Source organism: Streptomyces sp. NPDC101234 (assembly GCF_044767525.1).
Classification (GTDB): Bacteria; Actinomycetota; Actinomycetes; order Streptomycetales; family Streptomycetaceae; genus Streptomyces; species Streptomyces sasae.
In genome coordinates, this window is record NZ_JBIWOA010000045.1 from 16,645 (window position 1) to 31,277 (window position 14,633).

At 71.7% G+C, this 14,633-nt stretch carries 19 protein-coding genes; all 19 read left to right on the plus strand.

Annotated features, from left to right (window positions below; translation table 11 throughout):
• Positions 1-25 precede the first annotated feature (25 nt).
• The 19 genes from ACIRR9_RS47845 (at position 26) to ACIRR9_RS47935 (ending at position 14,625) form a co-directional block, all read left to right on the plus strand.
• Positions 26-1,567: an ATP-binding protein gene (locus ACIRR9_RS47845; RefSeq protein WP_403765789.1), complete on the plus strand. Its 1,542-nt coding sequence runs from the start codon at positions 26-28 to the stop codon at positions 1,565-1,567.
• On the plus strand, positions 1,557-2,120 hold the full coding sequence (locus ACIRR9_RS47850; RefSeq protein ID WP_403765791.1) for a hypothetical protein: 564 nt from the start codon (positions 1,557-1,559) through the stop codon (positions 2,118-2,120). The genes ACIRR9_RS47845 and ACIRR9_RS47850 overlap by 11 nt, the downstream gene beginning before the upstream one ends.
• A gap of 343 nt (positions 2,121-2,463) precedes the next feature.
• Entirely contained in the window at positions 2,464-2,931 is a 468-nt protein-coding gene (locus ACIRR9_RS47855) for a hypothetical protein (RefSeq protein WP_403765794.1), read from the plus strand.
• Positions 2,932-3,099: 168 nt separating this feature from the next.
• Positions 3,100-3,816 (plus strand): hypothetical protein, encoded by a 717-nt coding sequence (locus ACIRR9_RS47860; protein ID WP_403765798.1) that lies wholly within the window; start codon positions 3,100-3,102, stop codon positions 3,814-3,816.
• Between the two features lie 250 nt (positions 3,817-4,066).
• Positions 4,067-4,414, plus strand: a complete 348-nt coding sequence (locus ACIRR9_RS47865) for a hypothetical protein (protein WP_403765801.1) — start codon at positions 4,067-4,069, stop codon at positions 4,412-4,414.
• On the plus strand, positions 4,411-4,608 hold the full coding sequence (locus tag ACIRR9_RS47870; protein ID WP_403765803.1) for a hypothetical protein: 198 nt from the start codon (positions 4,411-4,413) through the stop codon (positions 4,606-4,608). Before ACIRR9_RS47865 ends, ACIRR9_RS47870 begins: the two co-directional genes overlap by 4 nt.
• 7 nt (positions 4,609-4,615) lie before the next feature.
• The gene (locus ACIRR9_RS47875; protein ID WP_403765806.1) at positions 4,616-5,158 is read left to right on the plus strand and encodes a hypothetical protein; all 543 of its coding nucleotides are present in this window, start codon (positions 4,616-4,618) and stop codon (positions 5,156-5,158) included.
• Between the two features lie 178 nt (positions 5,159-5,336).
• A complete protein-coding gene (locus ACIRR9_RS47880) occupies positions 5,337-6,233 on the plus strand; it encodes a hypothetical protein (protein WP_403765809.1) in 897 nt (298 codons plus the stop codon).
• Positions 6,230-6,964 (plus strand): hypothetical protein, encoded by a 735-nt coding sequence (locus ACIRR9_RS47885; protein ID WP_403765812.1) that lies wholly within the window; start codon positions 6,230-6,232, stop codon positions 6,962-6,964. Before ACIRR9_RS47880 ends, ACIRR9_RS47885 begins: the two co-directional genes overlap by 4 nt.
• Positions 6,961-7,488, plus strand: coding sequence for a hypothetical protein (locus ACIRR9_RS47890; protein WP_403765815.1), 528 nt, complete (start codon positions 6,961-6,963; stop codon positions 7,486-7,488). Before ACIRR9_RS47885 ends, ACIRR9_RS47890 begins: the two co-directional genes overlap by 4 nt.
• Positions 7,489-7,675: 187 nt before the next feature.
• Positions 7,676-7,885: a hypothetical protein gene (locus tag ACIRR9_RS47895; RefSeq protein ID WP_403765818.1), complete on the plus strand. Its 210-nt coding sequence runs from the start codon at positions 7,676-7,678 to the stop codon at positions 7,883-7,885.
• 33 nt (positions 7,886-7,918) lie between these two features.
• A complete protein-coding gene (locus ACIRR9_RS47900) occupies positions 7,919-8,125 on the plus strand; it encodes a hypothetical protein (protein ID WP_403765821.1) in 207 nt (68 codons plus the stop codon).
• 189 nt (positions 8,126-8,314) lie between these two features.
• The gene (locus tag ACIRR9_RS47905) at positions 8,315-9,421 is read left to right on the plus strand and encodes a hypothetical protein (protein ID WP_403766008.1); all 1,107 of its coding nucleotides are present in this window, start codon (positions 8,315-8,317) and stop codon (positions 9,419-9,421) included.
• Positions 9,422-9,458: 37 nt separating this feature from the next.
• The gene (locus tag ACIRR9_RS47910; protein ID WP_403766011.1) at positions 9,459-9,680 is read left to right on the plus strand and encodes a hypothetical protein; all 222 of its coding nucleotides are present in this window, start codon (positions 9,459-9,461) and stop codon (positions 9,678-9,680) included.
• Positions 9,681-9,875: 195 nt separating this feature from the next.
• Positions 9,876-11,018 carry an AAA family ATPase gene (locus ACIRR9_RS47915; RefSeq protein ID WP_403766014.1) on the plus strand — a complete coding sequence of 381 codons (1,143 nt, stop codon included), beginning with the start codon at positions 9,876-9,878 and terminating at the stop codon, positions 11,016-11,018.
• Entirely contained in the window at positions 11,015-12,814 is a 1,800-nt protein-coding gene (locus tag ACIRR9_RS47920) for a hypothetical protein (protein ID WP_403765824.1), read from the plus strand. Before ACIRR9_RS47915 ends, ACIRR9_RS47920 begins: the two co-directional genes overlap by 4 nt.
• 86 nt (positions 12,815-12,900) lie before the next feature.
• A complete protein-coding gene (locus tag ACIRR9_RS47925) occupies positions 12,901-13,350 on the plus strand; it encodes a hypothetical protein (protein WP_403766017.1) in 450 nt (149 codons plus the stop codon).
• Positions 13,351-13,449: 99 nt separating this feature from the next.
• The gene (locus tag ACIRR9_RS47930; protein ID WP_403765827.1) at positions 13,450-13,875 is read left to right on the plus strand and encodes a hypothetical protein; all 426 of its coding nucleotides are present in this window, start codon (positions 13,450-13,452) and stop codon (positions 13,873-13,875) included.
• A gap of 48 nt (positions 13,876-13,923) precedes the next feature.
• Complete coding sequence (locus ACIRR9_RS47935) at positions 13,924-14,625, plus strand: hypothetical protein (RefSeq protein ID WP_403765830.1); 702 nt, start codon at positions 13,924-13,926, stop codon at positions 14,623-14,625.
• Positions 14,626-14,633 lie beyond the last annotated feature (8 nt).

The window sequence follows — 14,633 nt, forward strand, 5'->3', positions numbered from 1 at the left end:
CCATCCGCCGAATCGAGAGCCTCCGTTGAGCCACCGGCCCGCCCGACGTGCCCGCCGCGCCTCCGCCAGCCCGCTCTTCACTCCCCACGGCGCCGACCGCGCCAGCCGCAAGGCCGCCCGTCGCCAGCTCGCCGAGGCCACCGTCAGGGCCCGCGCCGAAGCCAGCACCCACCAGGACGAGGGGATGGTCGCCGAGCGCCGGATGCCCGCCCCGCTCCACCCGCCGAGCGGACGCCCCGGGCCCGCCTCCGCTCGCGGGAACCGGCTGAGGCTCCCCGCCCACCGTATGACCACCGCGATCGCGGCCGGCGCCTATCCCTTCCTCGCCGAGGGCGGCCTCGGCGCCGAGGGCATCTACATCGGCCGCGACGTCCACGCCGAAGCGTCCTTTGTCTTCGACCCGTTCGCTCTGTACGGCCGCGTCGAGGGGTTCACCAATCCGAACCTCTTGCTCGCCGGGGTCATCGGCCAAGGCAAGAGCGCGCTGGCCAAGTCCTTCGCGCTGCGCTCGGTGGCCTTCGGGTACCGCGTCTACGTGCCGTGCGACCCGAAGAGCGAGTGGACGCCAGTCGCACAGGCCCTCGGCGGCCGGTCCGTCGCCCTCGGTCCCGGACTGCCCGGACGCCTGAACCCCCTGGACGCGGCCCCACGCCCGGCGAGCGTGCCGGAGGCGGACTGGGTCGGCGAGATCCGCAAACGGCGCCTGCTCCTGCTCGGCTCCCTGGCCCGCACCGTCCTGGGCCGGGATCTGATGCCCATGGAGCACACCGCCCTGGACGTCGCCCTCGACGCCATCGTCACCCGCGCCGCCGAGATGCACCGCACCCCGCTCCTCGGCGACGTCGCCGCCACCCTCAACAACCCGCGGGCGCTCGACGAGGCCGCCGGGATGATGTCGGGGCAACTCGGCGACGCAGCCCGCGACCTGGCCCACGCCATGCGGCGTCTGGTCCACGGCGACCTGGCCGGCATGTTCGACGCCCCCTCCACCGTCGCCTTCGACCCGAGCGCGCCGATGCTCACCATCGACCTGTCCCGCCTCGGCGGGTCCGGCGACGACACCGCCCTCGTCCTCGCGATGACCTGCGCGAGCGCCTGGATGGAGTCCGCCCTCTCCGACCCGGCTGGCGGCCGGCGCTGGATCGTGTACGACGAGGCATGGCGGCTGATGCGGCACGTCGGCCTGCTCCAGCGCATGCAGGCCCAGTGGAAACTCAGCCGCGGCCTCGGCATCGCCAACCTCATGGTCATCCACCGGTTGTCCGACCTGCTCACCGCCGGCGACGCCGGATCACAGGGCCGCGCACTGGCCGAGGGACTCCTCGCCGACTGCTCCACCCGCATCATCTACCGCCAGGAGACCGACCAACTCCACGCCGCGGCCTCCCTGCTCGGCCTGACCTCCGTCGAGATGGACGCCATCGCCCACCTCAACCGAGGGCGCGGCCTGTGGAAAGTCGCCGGACGATCTTTCATCGTGCAGCACCTTCTACACCGTCACGAGCTGGCGCTCTTCGACACCGACGCTCGAATGAACATAAAGACCATAAAAGCTCATGCAACCTGATATCCAGCGTGAACTGATCCCGCGCGCCACCACCCTCCACCTCATCGACGCGCTCAACGCCGTCAGGGGCAAACTCTCCGGCGCGTTCGAGCAGTGGGAGTTGCTGGACGACACCGGTCATGTCCCGGCCTCGCCGTCCTTCACCGCGCTGCTCCGGCACGTCACCGACGCACAGGCTCTCGCCCGTGATGTCGTCCAACTGACTGCCGACTTCGCCCGGACCACCTCCAGTGAGAACCGTGCCGGCAGCGCCATCCTCGCCCATCTGGCGTCGGCGGTCACCCTGTCGAGCCAGGCCGTACCGCACTTCGCCGAGACTGCGCAGAGCGCGTGCTCGCTGCCCCGGTCGCACAGCGAGAACGACAGATACTTCCGGGACAACCGCATGGTCATCGAACACGCGACGGCGCGTTCCTGTCTGCGGCGCGCGTCGGAGTCGCTCGGTGACGCAGTCCAGGAACTCACCGACCACCTCGACCTCCACCGCTTCTTCCCCACGCCCTCCCCCCGCCAGAGCCCGGTGCCGCCCAAACCGGGCGGTCGCCACCGCTGACCCGGGCCGACACCCGCCCCTTCAAGGAGTCCTCTGAACCGCCCCGCCCACTTCAGCGACGCCGACTGGGACGACCACCAGCACTGCCAGGCCGAGCACGACGACCTCATGGCACAGATCGCCGAACGCGAAGCTCAGATGGAGCACGGCCTGATCGCCGTCTGCGACGAGTACGCACTCGATTTCAGTCCGGTGCCGAAGCCGCAAGCCGACCCCACTCGCCGGATACCTCCGCCCCACCGCCCGCCGGCCACCCGCAGGCGGAACCGTGGCCGCTGACCAGCAGAGAACTCCAGACGCCCGCCGCGCGGCTCCGCTCGCGCCGCTTCCCGACCATCGCAACGTGGACACCCCGTGGTGGCAGGAGTTGTGGCGCCGCCACGCGCACATCACCACGCCGCTGCGAGAGCGCGGGCTGGCGTGCGACATCGAGTTCGGCCTCAGCGCCTACATCGTGCGCGTGGCTCTCCCCGACGACAGCTACCTGATCATCAGCCCGCCGCAGGAGCCGCCCTCCGAGCGCCCGCCCGGCGACCCCGAGGGCTGGATCGTGACCCGCGAGCACCCTGACGACCCGAGCGTCTTCGAGGTCCTCTACGACTCGGCCGCCTCCGATGACCCCGGTGCCTCGCAGCTGCCCGAGGCCCGCCACGGCGGGAGCGCCCAGCCTTTGGTCGAGGCTATCGACCACCGCCTCGGCCAGCTCGGGCTGCTGCCCCACCCCGTCTCGCCCACCAACGCCTCGGAGTCCAGCCACCTCCCCGAACCGGTCACAGCTCGCACCCGGCCGGGCCGCCCGAAGAGCCGGTGACCCGAACCCGGACACGTCCGCAGAGCACCATCCCTCCCCCTCACCCACGGGTTCCCACAGACCGGCGGACCCGCGCTCCGTCCGCTCGGGAGGTGCGCGGTGCTGTATCTCGGCACTCCCTCGGGGCCTGACATCCGGGCTGCGATGAGAGCCGGACGCATCGGCTGTATGACCACTCCCGCGCAAGGCAGCCGCATCCCCGAGGGCGCCCTGTACGCGTGTGACAACTCGAAGTTCGGCAGCGACGGCAAAGGCCGCTACTGGCCGGGCACCGAGGCATGGTTCGCATGGCTGAGCCGCACCGTCGACCGGTACGGGCCTGACCGGTGTCTGTGGGCGCTCGCCCCGGATGAGCCGTTCGACGCAGCCGGCACCCTGAGCGAGTCCCTGCCCTGGCTGGCCCGCATCCGCGAACTGGGCGTTCCCGCGGCCTACGCGGCACAGGACGGATGCGATGCACCCGGTCTGCTGCCCTGGGATGCCTTCGACGTCCTCTTCCTGGCCGGATCGACCGAGTGGAAACTCGGCCCGGTCGCCGAGCAGTTGGCACGGGAGGCGAAGGGACTCGGCAAGAGCGTGCACATGGGCCGCGTCAACTCCCGGATCCGACTCGGGATCGCCGAGTGGTTCGGCTGCGACACCGCCGACGGAACCTACCTCGCCTACGGGCCCGACAAGAACCTCCCCAAGCTCCTGAACTGGATCCGCGACCTCGGCAACCGCCCCTCCCTCCTCGGCGCTGTCCCCGAAACCCCACCGCCGGACAGAACGCCGAGACCCCCACCCCCACGCACCGCACACGGAGCTCCCCAGCCGGTGAGCTGCGCCGTGAAAGCACTCGCGCCTCCCTCCCTGGCATCGCCCCGTAGGCACCACCGCTCGTGACGACAACCTCGCCCGAAGCGACCACAACGCCCCTTCCGATTCTGCGGAGTTACCCCTGCAGCACCCCGATTACGAGCTGTACGACAACGTCGGGCGCACCGCGGAGCAGATCCGCGCCCACCAGACCGGCTCGGCCACCACAGACGACCTGCACCGATGGGCCAAGCTCGACGCAGAAGACTTCCGCGCCCGGCATGCGCTGACAGCCGCGCCGCTCCCCGTCCCGGACCTGAGCCCGTACCGGCAAGCGTTGGACGCCGCCGACACGCCGGCCGAGTTCAGCACCGTCCTCAACGCACTGCTGGACACGGTCGAGCCGTTCCTCGCAGAGGTCATCGACCACCTGGCCCTGGCCGCCCGCTGGAAGAACCAGAACCGCGGCGCGGAGACCGGGTCGCCGCCGAAGCTCCTGCGCGACGCGGCCAGCCGCATTTCCTCCGCCCTCGCGATGGCAGCCGAAGCCGACCTGAAGATCCTCCGGGCACACTACGACCCGCCACCGGATCCCGACCCGCTCACGCAACGCGCCCGCACAGTCCGCGGAACGCTGCCGGCGCCACCCCCGCCCCCGGCTACGCCGGCCGGCCCCAGCCGATGACCTTCGCGAAGCCCGTGCCACCGACCCGCACGACCTTGCTGACCGAGACCGCCGTCCGGCAGCTGACCGCTCAGGCCATCGGCGTCAGCGTCCGCCACGCCACCCCCACCACCCGGCGCCCGCCATGCCGCGCCCCCGCGCCGGCCCTCGGCTCCGGGCAGGCAGCGGGCACACCGTCCGCGGCCCGGCGGTAGACCTCTGATGCCTGCTGAAGCTGCCAGCGACCTCGACGAGCGGATGCTGCTGCACGACGTGGCCGACCGGCTCAACTCCATCGCCGACCAGCTCCCGCTGCCCGACCAAATCCGCGCAGACCCGGTGCTCAGTGACCTCCTGGACGACGAAGTCCGCCACCTGGCCCGTCTGCTGGGCTACCTGGCCGGCCAGCACGCAGTGCGCCACCGGGCTGCCGACCGCTACCCCTCCCAGGTCACGGCCGCCCAGCGCCGCCTCGCCGGCGGACTCGCCCGCGCGGCCGAGCCTGCCGGTGCCGCGCTCGCCTCGCTCGGCGCCGCCATCCACGTGCTCGGCAGTCTCGTCGACTTCGGCCACCAAGCGCCGAGCCCCGGCCGGGCCCGCGCGACGACCACCGGCCACCGGCATCTCGCCGACCGCATCGCACAGACCCGAACGCATCTCGCCGACGCCGCGAAGCACCTGCGGACCGCCGCCGACACCCGGCCCCCACCCCCTGCCGCGCCACCCGCGCCTGCGGCATCCGCGGTCCCCACCCGAACCCACTGACCGTACGCACCCGGAGCACCACATCCCACGGCACGCCCTCGCCCGCCGCACCGCGGCTCTGCTCGCCACCACCATCACGGCCGCTCTCACCGCCACCGCCTGCACCACCAGCAACAACGCCAGCACCACGGTCAAGACCGCCGCCAGCGCTTCGCCCTCCCCTGCCGCCCTGCCGGCTTTGACGAAGAAGGAGGCCCTGGCCCAGATCGCCCATTACTCGAAGATCAACAACGAGGCGAACAAGCACCGCAACCGGGCGCTCCTGGACACGGTCGAGGACGGGCCGCTGTACGCGATGTCGATGGCCGACTACAAGGAAAACGAGGGCCTGCCCCAGGCCGACCGCGAGCCGTACAAGCCGTGGTCCTACGACCTCGCCGCCACCGACGTCTACATCCCCCGCTTCCGCGCCGACCAGCAGCGGTGGTTCGCCGCCGTCACCCGCAGCGGCCAGAAGAAGCAGCACGTCCGGGTGATGGTCCTCGCCCAGCAGGCCACAACGAAGCGGTGGGAGATGGTCGCCGCGGTCGACCTCGACGACCCGAAGAAGCTCCCAAAGATCTCCCTCGACACCGACGGCTACGCCACCGCCCTGGACGCCACCTCCAGCAAGGACGCCGCCACACCGGTCACCACCCTGCGTACCGCCGTCGGCGACAACTTCGCCACGGGCGGCAACCTGAGCGCAAGGAAGGTCTTCACCTCTTCGAAGGCGACCGCCCGGCAGATCAAGGCACACGACAAGACGGTGCACAAGTTCGGCAGCCACGGCGTCACCACGTTCTCGGCCGCCGCCCCCGAGTTCACCGGCAGCTACGCGCTGAAGGCCGCCGACGGCCAGGCCCTCGTCGTATTCGCCCACAACCACACCCAGCGCGACACAGTCTTCTCCGGCTTCGAGATCATCCCGGAGAAGAACGACCGCGCCTGGCTCGGCACCACCAACAGCCCCTACTTCACCTACGAGTTCACCTGCTCCGACGTCGCCGCCGTCCCCACCACGCCGGGCAAGTCGACGCTGCTCGGCTACACCTGCCGCCGCACCGACGCCCACGGCATGACCGCCTCCTCGTGACCAGCGGCTCCGACGACCACCCCCACGAGGAACCTCCCGTGCACCTCACCGAGTTCACCCATGCTCTCGCCGAGCGGCTGCCCGGCTGGCAGCCCTCCCCCCACACCGTGCTCATCGCCGACGACCCGGCGGGCGCACGGATGTGGGACAGCGGCCCCATGCCGTACACGGCCTACGAAGCCGACGCCCGGCGCACCGTGCTCACCCACCGCTGGGGCCTCCAGCTCTACGTCCTGCCCCGCCCCCACCGCCCCCGGCAGTACCTGGTGCTGCCGATGCTGCCCGCGAACACCAGCTACCGGCATGTCCGCGGCATCCGGGCCCCGCGCGGCATCGCCGTTCCCGACGACCCGGTCCGGGCCGCAGCCGCCCTGCACCGCCGACTGCTGCTCGCCTACCGGCTCGCCGCCCCGATCGTGATCCGGCGCAGCAGTCCGGGCCACCTGCAGGTCCACGTCGCCTTCGACGACCAGCAGCGCCCCCGGATCCGCTCCGGCTACCTCGGTGCCAACGCCGAACTCCTCGCGCACGGCGGGTTCCTCCTCGACCCCGCGACCGGCGAGTGCCACCTTCCCGACGCCCTCAGCCCCCAGGAGGTGAGGCGCCACCTGATCACCAGCCTGCAGCGCCTGCGGCACCACAACTTCCACATCACCCTGCACACCAACGACGGACCACGTACGCACCCGCCCCTGCCAGGAGCGGCCTCGTACCGGAGGCAGCGCCGATGAGCCTGAGCAACGACGCCTTCGTTCACGCCCGCCTGACCACCTGGCAGCGGCGCATCACCGAGACCGCCGCCGCCCTCGTGCCTCCCGAGGCCGACAACGCGCGGGCCGCCATCACACCCACCACCGACGAACTGGTCGCCGTGCACAACCTCGCGACCGGTCTCCTCGCGGATCTTCGCCAATCCGCCGACAGCCCCCTCGCCTCCACGACCGTGGGACGCGAGTACCTGGCGCAGCTGGCGACCGCGCTCGTGCACACCAACCGGGCCGCCATGCATCTGAGCACGGCCCTCACCGGCCTCGCCGACACCCACCGCCTCGCCTACCGGCATGCCCCCGCCGCCACGGCCGATAGCCAACTGGCCCTGACGCTCGGGCACGCGGCGGCGCTGCGCAGTCTGAAACGGGCGCTGCAATCCGTCACCGCTCCCCCGCCCAGGCCCGCCCCGGCGCCGGGCGTCGCCGAGCAACACCAGCGGGCCACCGATGCCTCAGGCCCCCAGTCTCCACGCCGCCGGCCCTAGACCTGTTCCGCCAAGTCTGAAGCGTCCTGGCAGTTTTGGAGTACCTCTGTCCACCCGCTGTTTCATCGCCCGGCCCACCGAATCCGGTTACGACGGCATCTATGTCCACCTCGACGGTGATCCGAGCCAGAAGCTCCCCCTCCTGCTCGCCGCCCACCGATACCGGTTCGGTCAGGACGTCGAGGCCATGACCCGGCACCTCATCGACGACGTGACCGTCGGCTGGGACGAACTCGGCACCGATCTCCTCGACGACGCTCCGCCCGCACTCGTGAACGCGCTGACCGGCGGCGAGCACTGGCCCAGCCGAACCCTCGACCACCTGCTCACCCCGGACGGCTCCCCGCCGGTCCGCATGTCGGTCACCGACACGACCGCCGACCAGCAGGACATGTAGTGGGGATACGTCCTGCACAAAGAGGGCGTCGAGGTGATCAGCCTCCTGCACGAGGACATCGGCCCGCTCGTCAGCTGGTCCACAGACCCGCGCACCGCCTTCAACAACCACCCGGCTGCCTGGTCCTCCCTCGACGCCCCGCCCTCCATCCGGACCCCCCCGCGCGGCAATCAGCCCCACAGCGCTCCAGCCGCGACGCCGGCGAAGGCCGGTACCCCGCGCACCGCCGCCCGTCGCTAGTCGAGTCGCGGCCAAGGACGCCACTCCCTGCCGCGGAACGACCCTGTCGTCCGCCCGATGTTTCCCCCTCTGTTCTCCCCGGAGACCCTCCTGCCGACCAAGGAACCGCTTCTGCCTGACCACTTCCACTACGGCACCGCGCCCACAGCTGCCGAACTGACCACCACAGCACGCGACTTCCGCTTGCGGATGGCGGTCATCGACTGTGAGACCGAGGCAGCGCTCGCGATGACACGCGACCGCTACGGCCGTACCGTCCACGCCAGTGCCGCGGCAGCAGCACGAGCCCGCCGCGACACGGCAGCGGTCAAGGCGTACGCCACCCACCTCGCCCCGCACGCCGACGCTCTCCTCCACGCTGCCCGCCGTGCGCTCGACAGGCTGCCTCCCGCCTGGCACCTGGCCGGGTGGCGGGCCGTCCTGGACGGCCTGGCCGCCTCGGCCACCGTGATCCGCCACGCTCTCGACCACCCGGCCGACCCCGGCTCCCCGGACGAACGTACTCAGCACGCTTCGCTGTGGCCGCACCTCGCTGCGTGGGCGGACCACGGCTCGATCGCCAGCGCCCTTGCCGACCAGCGCGACGGCTGGCACCACACCAGTCCGCTGACCGGCAAGGAACAGCAGATGTGGACCGAGCGGGCCCAGGCCGCGCAGCGGCGCGGTGAGCTGGATCTGGTCGAGTCGTGGTACGCCGCCGACGGACAACCGATCACCCTCGCCTATCTGGTCGAGGACGACGACTCGACGGTCGTCGCGCTGCGCGGTGACCCGGGTGTACCGGGCTGGCTGGTGATCGGGCACTTCCCTAACGAGTACGCGGCGGGCAAGGCGCTGCCCGCCCCGGTCCCGCCCGGCGTGCTGCGCCCGGACGTCTCCCGGTTCAACCGTCCGCCGTCACCTCCGGAGCTGTCCCTGCAGGACCTCATCCGCGACGTCGTCGAAGGCCACACGGCGGGCGACGCCTCCAACGCCCTCCTCGGTGCCGTCCAGCGCGGCTACACCGCCGGCCCGATGGTCCGCCTGCAGGAACTCCTGGAGACGAGCGCCCAGTTCGCCGGCGCGCTGGAGAACGCGCAGGGCCGTCAGGTCGCTGCCCGCCTCGCGGCGCTTGGCCGGCAGATCGAGTTCCTCACCCGCGAAGTCGAAGAGGCCGCCGAGGACCTGGGCGCGACCGTCGCCGTCCTTCCCCCGCACCGCACCCCCGTGCTGCGCGCCCGCCCGCGCCCGGCCGTGGACACCACACCGCCCACGCCTCCGCCCCGCACCAGCACGGCCGCCCGCCACCACCGATAGGAGACCCGCCTTGCCCGAAGCACCAGCAGAGCCGTTCATGACGATCCGGCACACCATCACCGGCGAGATCACCACCACCGGCTACAACGCCGCCGCCCGGCGGATCCTGCTCCAGTCCGGCTTCGAAGAGACGCCAGGCTGCGCCTGCCGAGCGACGGAACCCGGTACGGAGCGGACGCACGGGCCTGCTCGGCAACCAGCGAGCTGCTCGTCGCCAGCCATCCCGTGCACCAGGACCGAGCCCTCGGTCGGCCGGTGAGCGCCGACGGTACGCCCCGGTTGGCCCGGTCGCCGATGCTGGCACACTCCGTGATCCGCTCCGAGAGCAGCCAGCCTCACCAGCGCATCGCCAACCCCGCCCGCACCCGTACCTGTTGAAAGGGCCTCGTTTTTGACCACACCCGGAACGCCTACCAGTCCAGCGCGCACCAAGGGCGGCGAACTACGGGCCAAGGTGGCCCGACTGCTGGCCGACCGGCCGGCGGACACGCTCACCATCGGGGACATGGCCAGGCAGCTGGGCCACTCCCACGGCGCCGTCCGCAACGCCGCCCTCACCCTGGTGCGACGCGGCGAGGCCGACCAAGGCGGAACCGGACAACCGGAGTTCCGCGCGAACGCGAAAACCACCGCAGCCGCGCAGACCGCTGTGATCAGCCCACCGGGAACCCACTCTCCCCGCGCCCAGGCGGCCACGGCCCGCACGACCATTCCCGCAGCAGCCACGCCCAGGCAGACCGGCCCGATCCGCCGCGCGGGAGGCCAGGTCTACCACCCCCGGGAACTGGCCGATCTGCCCGACGTCGAGGCGTTGAATCGCCTGCGCGACGCCGACGTGCCGGTGCTGCTCTACGGCCCTCCGGGCACCGGCAAGACGAGTCTGGTCGAGGCGGCGTTCCCGGACCTGCTCACCGTCGCCGGTGACGGCGACACCACGGTCGGCGACTTGATCGGCGAGTACACACAGGACGACGCGGGAGCCTACGTCTTCCAGTACGGGCCGCTGGGCACCGCGATGACCGAGGGCCGCGCCCTGCTGATCGACGATGCCACCTTGATCTCACCGAAGGTCCTGGCGGCGTTGTATCCCGCGATGGACGGGCGCAGGCAGATCCAGGTCAAGGCCCACAAGGGCGAGACCATCAAAGCCGAGCCGGGCTTCTACGTAGTGGCGGGCCACAATCCCGGCGTCCACGGGGCGGTTTTGACGGAGGCGCTCGCGAGCCGGTTCAGCGTGCAAATCCAGATCGGCACGGACTATGACCTCGCCCTGGCCCTGAGGATCGACGCCCGGGTGGTCCGGGTCGCCCGACACCTCTCCCGCCAAGTCGAACTCGGCGAGCTGGGCTGGGCCCCCCAACTGCGAGAGCTGCTCAGCTACCAGAAAACCGAGGCCGTCCTCGGCACCAAAGCCGCGCTCGCGAACCTGGTCGGCATCGCTCCTCTGGAGGATCGCGACGCCGTCGCCGCTGCCGTCATCAAGGCTGCCGGCGTCAAGGAGGTAGCCCCCCTCACCCTCGGCAAGCAGCTTTCCGCCCCGGCCGTCCGGCAGCCCCCGGGCAGCACCGGGGCCGCGCACCGGGGCCGCTCGCGATGAGCGCCCACCACCACGTCCAGTCCCCCGCCACCACACCGGACGACGACGCCGACCTCGCGCGATGGGACGACGACGGCGCCCCGCCCGCCCAACTCCGTTCCTCCCCAGCCGCGTGGCTGCGCGTGGGAGCCGAACTCGGCGACCGACTGGTCGCCCTCTCCGGCCGCCAGGACCTCCTCGTCACCTGCCGCCCCGGCACGCGCAGCGGCGCACCGGCCGCGTTCTTCCCCACTCTGGGCGAGGTCGAGTTCGACGCCGGCCTGTTCGCCCCGCTTAAGCCCCACGAGATCCATCCGCGGATCGTGGGCGACGAGGAGCGGTATCCCGCCGCCTGGGGAGTGTTCGTCCACGAGGCCGCGCACGCGGCCCACTCCATCTGGACGGCGCCAGCCGGAGCGAACCCCCGTGTCGTCGAGGCCGCGCTCCTGCTGGAGGAGAGCCGTGCCGAAGGCGCACACCTGATCACGCGGCCCACGGACCGCACCTACCTGCGCACCAGTACCCGAACCCTGATCATGCCCGACATCGCCCACCCCACCCTCCAGGGCATCGAGCACGCCGCCGCCGCGGCGGCCCTGGTCCTCGGCCGCCGTGACGTCGGCATCCTGGACGCCGGCGAGACCCGGGCCGTCGCCGATCTGTGCGAAAAGGTGCTGGGCGCAAACCTGCTGGCCACACTCACCCGCATCTGGACCGCAGCCCACCAGTGCGCCGACCACGACGCCACGACCATGCTCGCGCACGCTCAGAAATGGTGCGACGCTCTGGACACTGCGGCCCCCGCCCTGCCCGTGCCGGAGAACCTCACCGATCTGCTGTCCGGCGCCGTGGGGGTCGTCATGGACAGCACGGCAGCCACCGACGCCGCCGACCTCGCGGCACAGGCCGCAGCGACCAACGCCATCGCCGCGCAGTCCAAGGCGCAGGCTCAGGACCGCGCCCAGCGGGCCGGCCAGCGACGCAAAGCCGCCGCCACCGCCAAGTCGGTCTTCAACGCCCGTGGCACCACCGTCACCCCCGACGGCACACCGGCACCCCACGGCAACCCGGTCACCGGCACCCGCAAGCCCACCGCCGCCGAGCAGAGTGCCGCCGCGCGCCTGAGCCGCGCCCTGCGCGCCGCCGCCTACCGCGAGCGGACCGAGGAGCGGACCACCAGCCCCACCCCGCCCGGCCGCCTCAACATGCGCGCGGCCCTCGCCCGCGACGCTCAGCGCGCGGCCGGGTCGGTCCCCACCGCGGAACCGTTCACCCACACCCGCCGCCGGAACTCCCCCACCCCACCACTGCGTGTGGGTATCGCCGTCGACGTCTCCGGCTCCATGCGTGCCGCCTGCGCGCCCGTCGCGTCCGCTGCCTGGATCGTGGCACGCGCAGCAGCCCTGACCGACCCCGACTCCCTTACCGCCACCATCGCCTACGACACGCATCTGACCGCATTGACCCGACCCACCCACCGGGCACCGGAGCGCGTGACGACGTTCGGTGCCAACGGCAGTAGTCACAACCTCGCCAACGCCCTGGACGCGCTCGACCACGGCCTCGAACTCAGCCGCCCCGGCGCCGGCCGCCTCCTCGTGATCGTCACCGACGCCATCTACACCCCCGACGAGACCGCTCAAGCCGTCACCCGCGTCAAGCAGCTCACGACCGCCGGCTGCGCCGTACTCCAGCTCACCCTCACCGCGAAGTCCCACCACTTGCCGGGGACCACCTTGCTGCACCTGCCCCAGCCCTCCAGCGCTCCCGCCGCCATCGCCACGGCGGCCACAGACGCCATCCGCAGGACACGCTGAGACAACACAGAAGACAGACAGAAAGCAGGAACAACCACGTGGCAATACGTACGACCTGGACCGTGGAGCACGCCTGCTCCCACAGCATGGATCACGACCTGTCCCATCGTCCTGCCGACCAGCGGGCGGGCTATGCCCGCTGGCTCTCGTCGAAGGACTGCACCGACTGCTGGACGGCGGCGCGCGACGCCGACTCCGAGTCCAAGCAGGAGTGGCTCGCGGCCAAGCGGGCCGAGGAGCAGGAAGCGGCCGTCGCCTGGGCGCAGCAGTTCGGCATGCCGCAGCTGGAGGGCCCGGAAAAGGCCCTGGCCTGGGGCGAGCGGTCCCGCCACCAGCTGATGACGGCCGCGTACACCGCGCTCGTCGCCGAGGGCACGTGGGACGAGGCGGACTGGGCGGAGCTGGAAGAGAAGGCCCGTGCCGTCACCCGGGCCGGCTGGTGGATCGATCAGCGCGACGCCGAAGGTCGTGACCTGCTCGAACTCCTCGACGCAGCCGGTGAGACGGACCGCGGGACGGAGAACCCGTTCCGCTGACGGCGGGCAACATAGCCGCAGACCGCCGGTTAGCCAAACCGGCGTTCCTCCGGACCATTGTTCCTCCCACCCCGCCACCGTTCACGTGGAAGGAACTGCATGTCCCAGCCCCCACCCACGTCGGCTTTCGCGCCGACGCCTGACCCGCTCACGCCCGACCGGGACGTCACCCACGCCCACTTCCAGGCCGGTGACACCGTCGTCGTCCTCAAGGGGGTGGCCGGCGGGGAACTATGGGGCGCCGCGATGCGCGTGGTGGCCCCGTCCTGGCACACCCCGACCGACGAGGACGGGTGGCGGCTTCGGGATGCGACCGGCGGTGCCCAGTCCTACGTCACCGCCCACCCCCGCTACCTCGTGCACCTCGCGCGCCGCTGCCCGGACTGCCTGATCCACCTGCGGGCCATGGAGGAGACGCTCCTGGCCCGGTTCGCCGGCCGCGACGAGCTGATCGACTGCGGCTGGTACACCACCACCGCCCTCGGCCAGCTCGTGCACATCGCCGACGTCCGGAGCAGCCAGTGACCGCCGTCGGGCACAACGCCCAACGATCTGTGTAGGAGAAACGTCTCTTTGCCCCGTACCGACCGCTTCGTGGACGTCCGCCGCGACCCGCACTCCGACGAACTCCTCGCCCGCGGCGGCGACTCCGAGGCACACAGCATCCTTGAACGCGCGGGCTTCGTCGCCGTCCACCGCCTCCACGAGTCCTACCACCGGGCCCCCGCGGCGCGTGCCAGGGACGACGAGTTGCGCCTCGCCACCAAGGCCGTCGCACGCCTGCGGGCAGCCGGATACCACGTCGACTGCGACCCGATCTTCGACTCCGATGCCCGGCCCGTGCGCTATCCCGCCCTCGGTGCCTCGGTCTCCCGCCTCGCCGAGCGTCTGCGTGAAGCCACCGACACTGACGAGGCAGCCGCCATCCTCACCGAACTGACCGCGCCTCACGACGGCGTCCTGGCCGGGCTGGAGGACGCTCTCGGCGCCCTGGCGGAGTTCTTCGACGGCCTCGGCGCCCCCTCCGATCCCTACACCGCCCGGCGCTTGCGCTACCTCGCCGACGAATACGTACGCGTCATCCGCTCCGACCTCGCGCACACCCGCGCACGGCTGGCCGACCGGTACGCCCCTCACCCCGGCCGCCGGGCCTGTACCGAACAGGTTCCCGACCACGAGAGCGAACGCTCCGCGGTGTGCGCCTGCCCACCACCTCCGCGTGCGCTGCCGGCCCCGGCGCCACCGCCCGTCAGTGCCACCCGCCTGCGCCGCTGACCCCTCTG

Excerpts from the sequence above, each read along its gene's own strand:
- ACIRR9_RS47850 (WP_403765791.1), top strand. The coding sequence starts at position 1,557 with ATGCAACCTGATATCCAGCGTGAACTGATCCCGCGCGCCACCACCCTC.
- ACIRR9_RS47860 (WP_403765798.1), top strand. The coding sequence starts at position 3,100 with ATGACCACTCCCGCGCAAGGCAGCCGCATCCCCGAGGGCGCCCTGTAC.
- ACIRR9_RS47870 (WP_403765803.1), top strand. The coding sequence starts at position 4,411 with ATGACCTTCGCGAAGCCCGTGCCACCGACCCGCACGACCTTGCTGACC.
- ACIRR9_RS47875 (WP_403765806.1), top strand. The coding sequence starts at position 4,616 with ATGCCTGCTGAAGCTGCCAGCGACCTCGACGAGCGGATGCTGCTGCAC.
- ACIRR9_RS47890 (WP_403765815.1), top strand. The coding sequence starts at position 6,961 with ATGAGCCTGAGCAACGACGCCTTCGTTCACGCCCGCCTGACCACCTGG.
- ACIRR9_RS47895 (WP_403765818.1), top strand. The coding sequence starts at position 7,676 with ATGACCCGGCACCTCATCGACGACGTGACCGTCGGCTGGGACGAACTC.
- ACIRR9_RS47905 (WP_403766008.1), top strand. The coding sequence starts at position 8,315 with ATGGCGGTCATCGACTGTGAGACCGAGGCAGCGCTCGCGATGACACGC.
- ACIRR9_RS47910 (WP_403766011.1), top strand. The coding sequence starts at position 9,459 with ATGACGATCCGGCACACCATCACCGGCGAGATCACCACCACCGGCTAC.
- ACIRR9_RS47920 (WP_403765824.1), top strand. The coding sequence starts at position 11,015 with ATGAGCGCCCACCACCACGTCCAGTCCCCCGCCACCACACCGGACGAC.
- ACIRR9_RS47925 (WP_403766017.1), top strand. The coding sequence starts at position 12,901 with ATGGATCACGACCTGTCCCATCGTCCTGCCGACCAGCGGGCGGGCTAT.
- ACIRR9_RS47930 (WP_403765827.1), top strand. The coding sequence starts at position 13,450 with ATGTCCCAGCCCCCACCCACGTCGGCTTTCGCGCCGACGCCTGACCCG.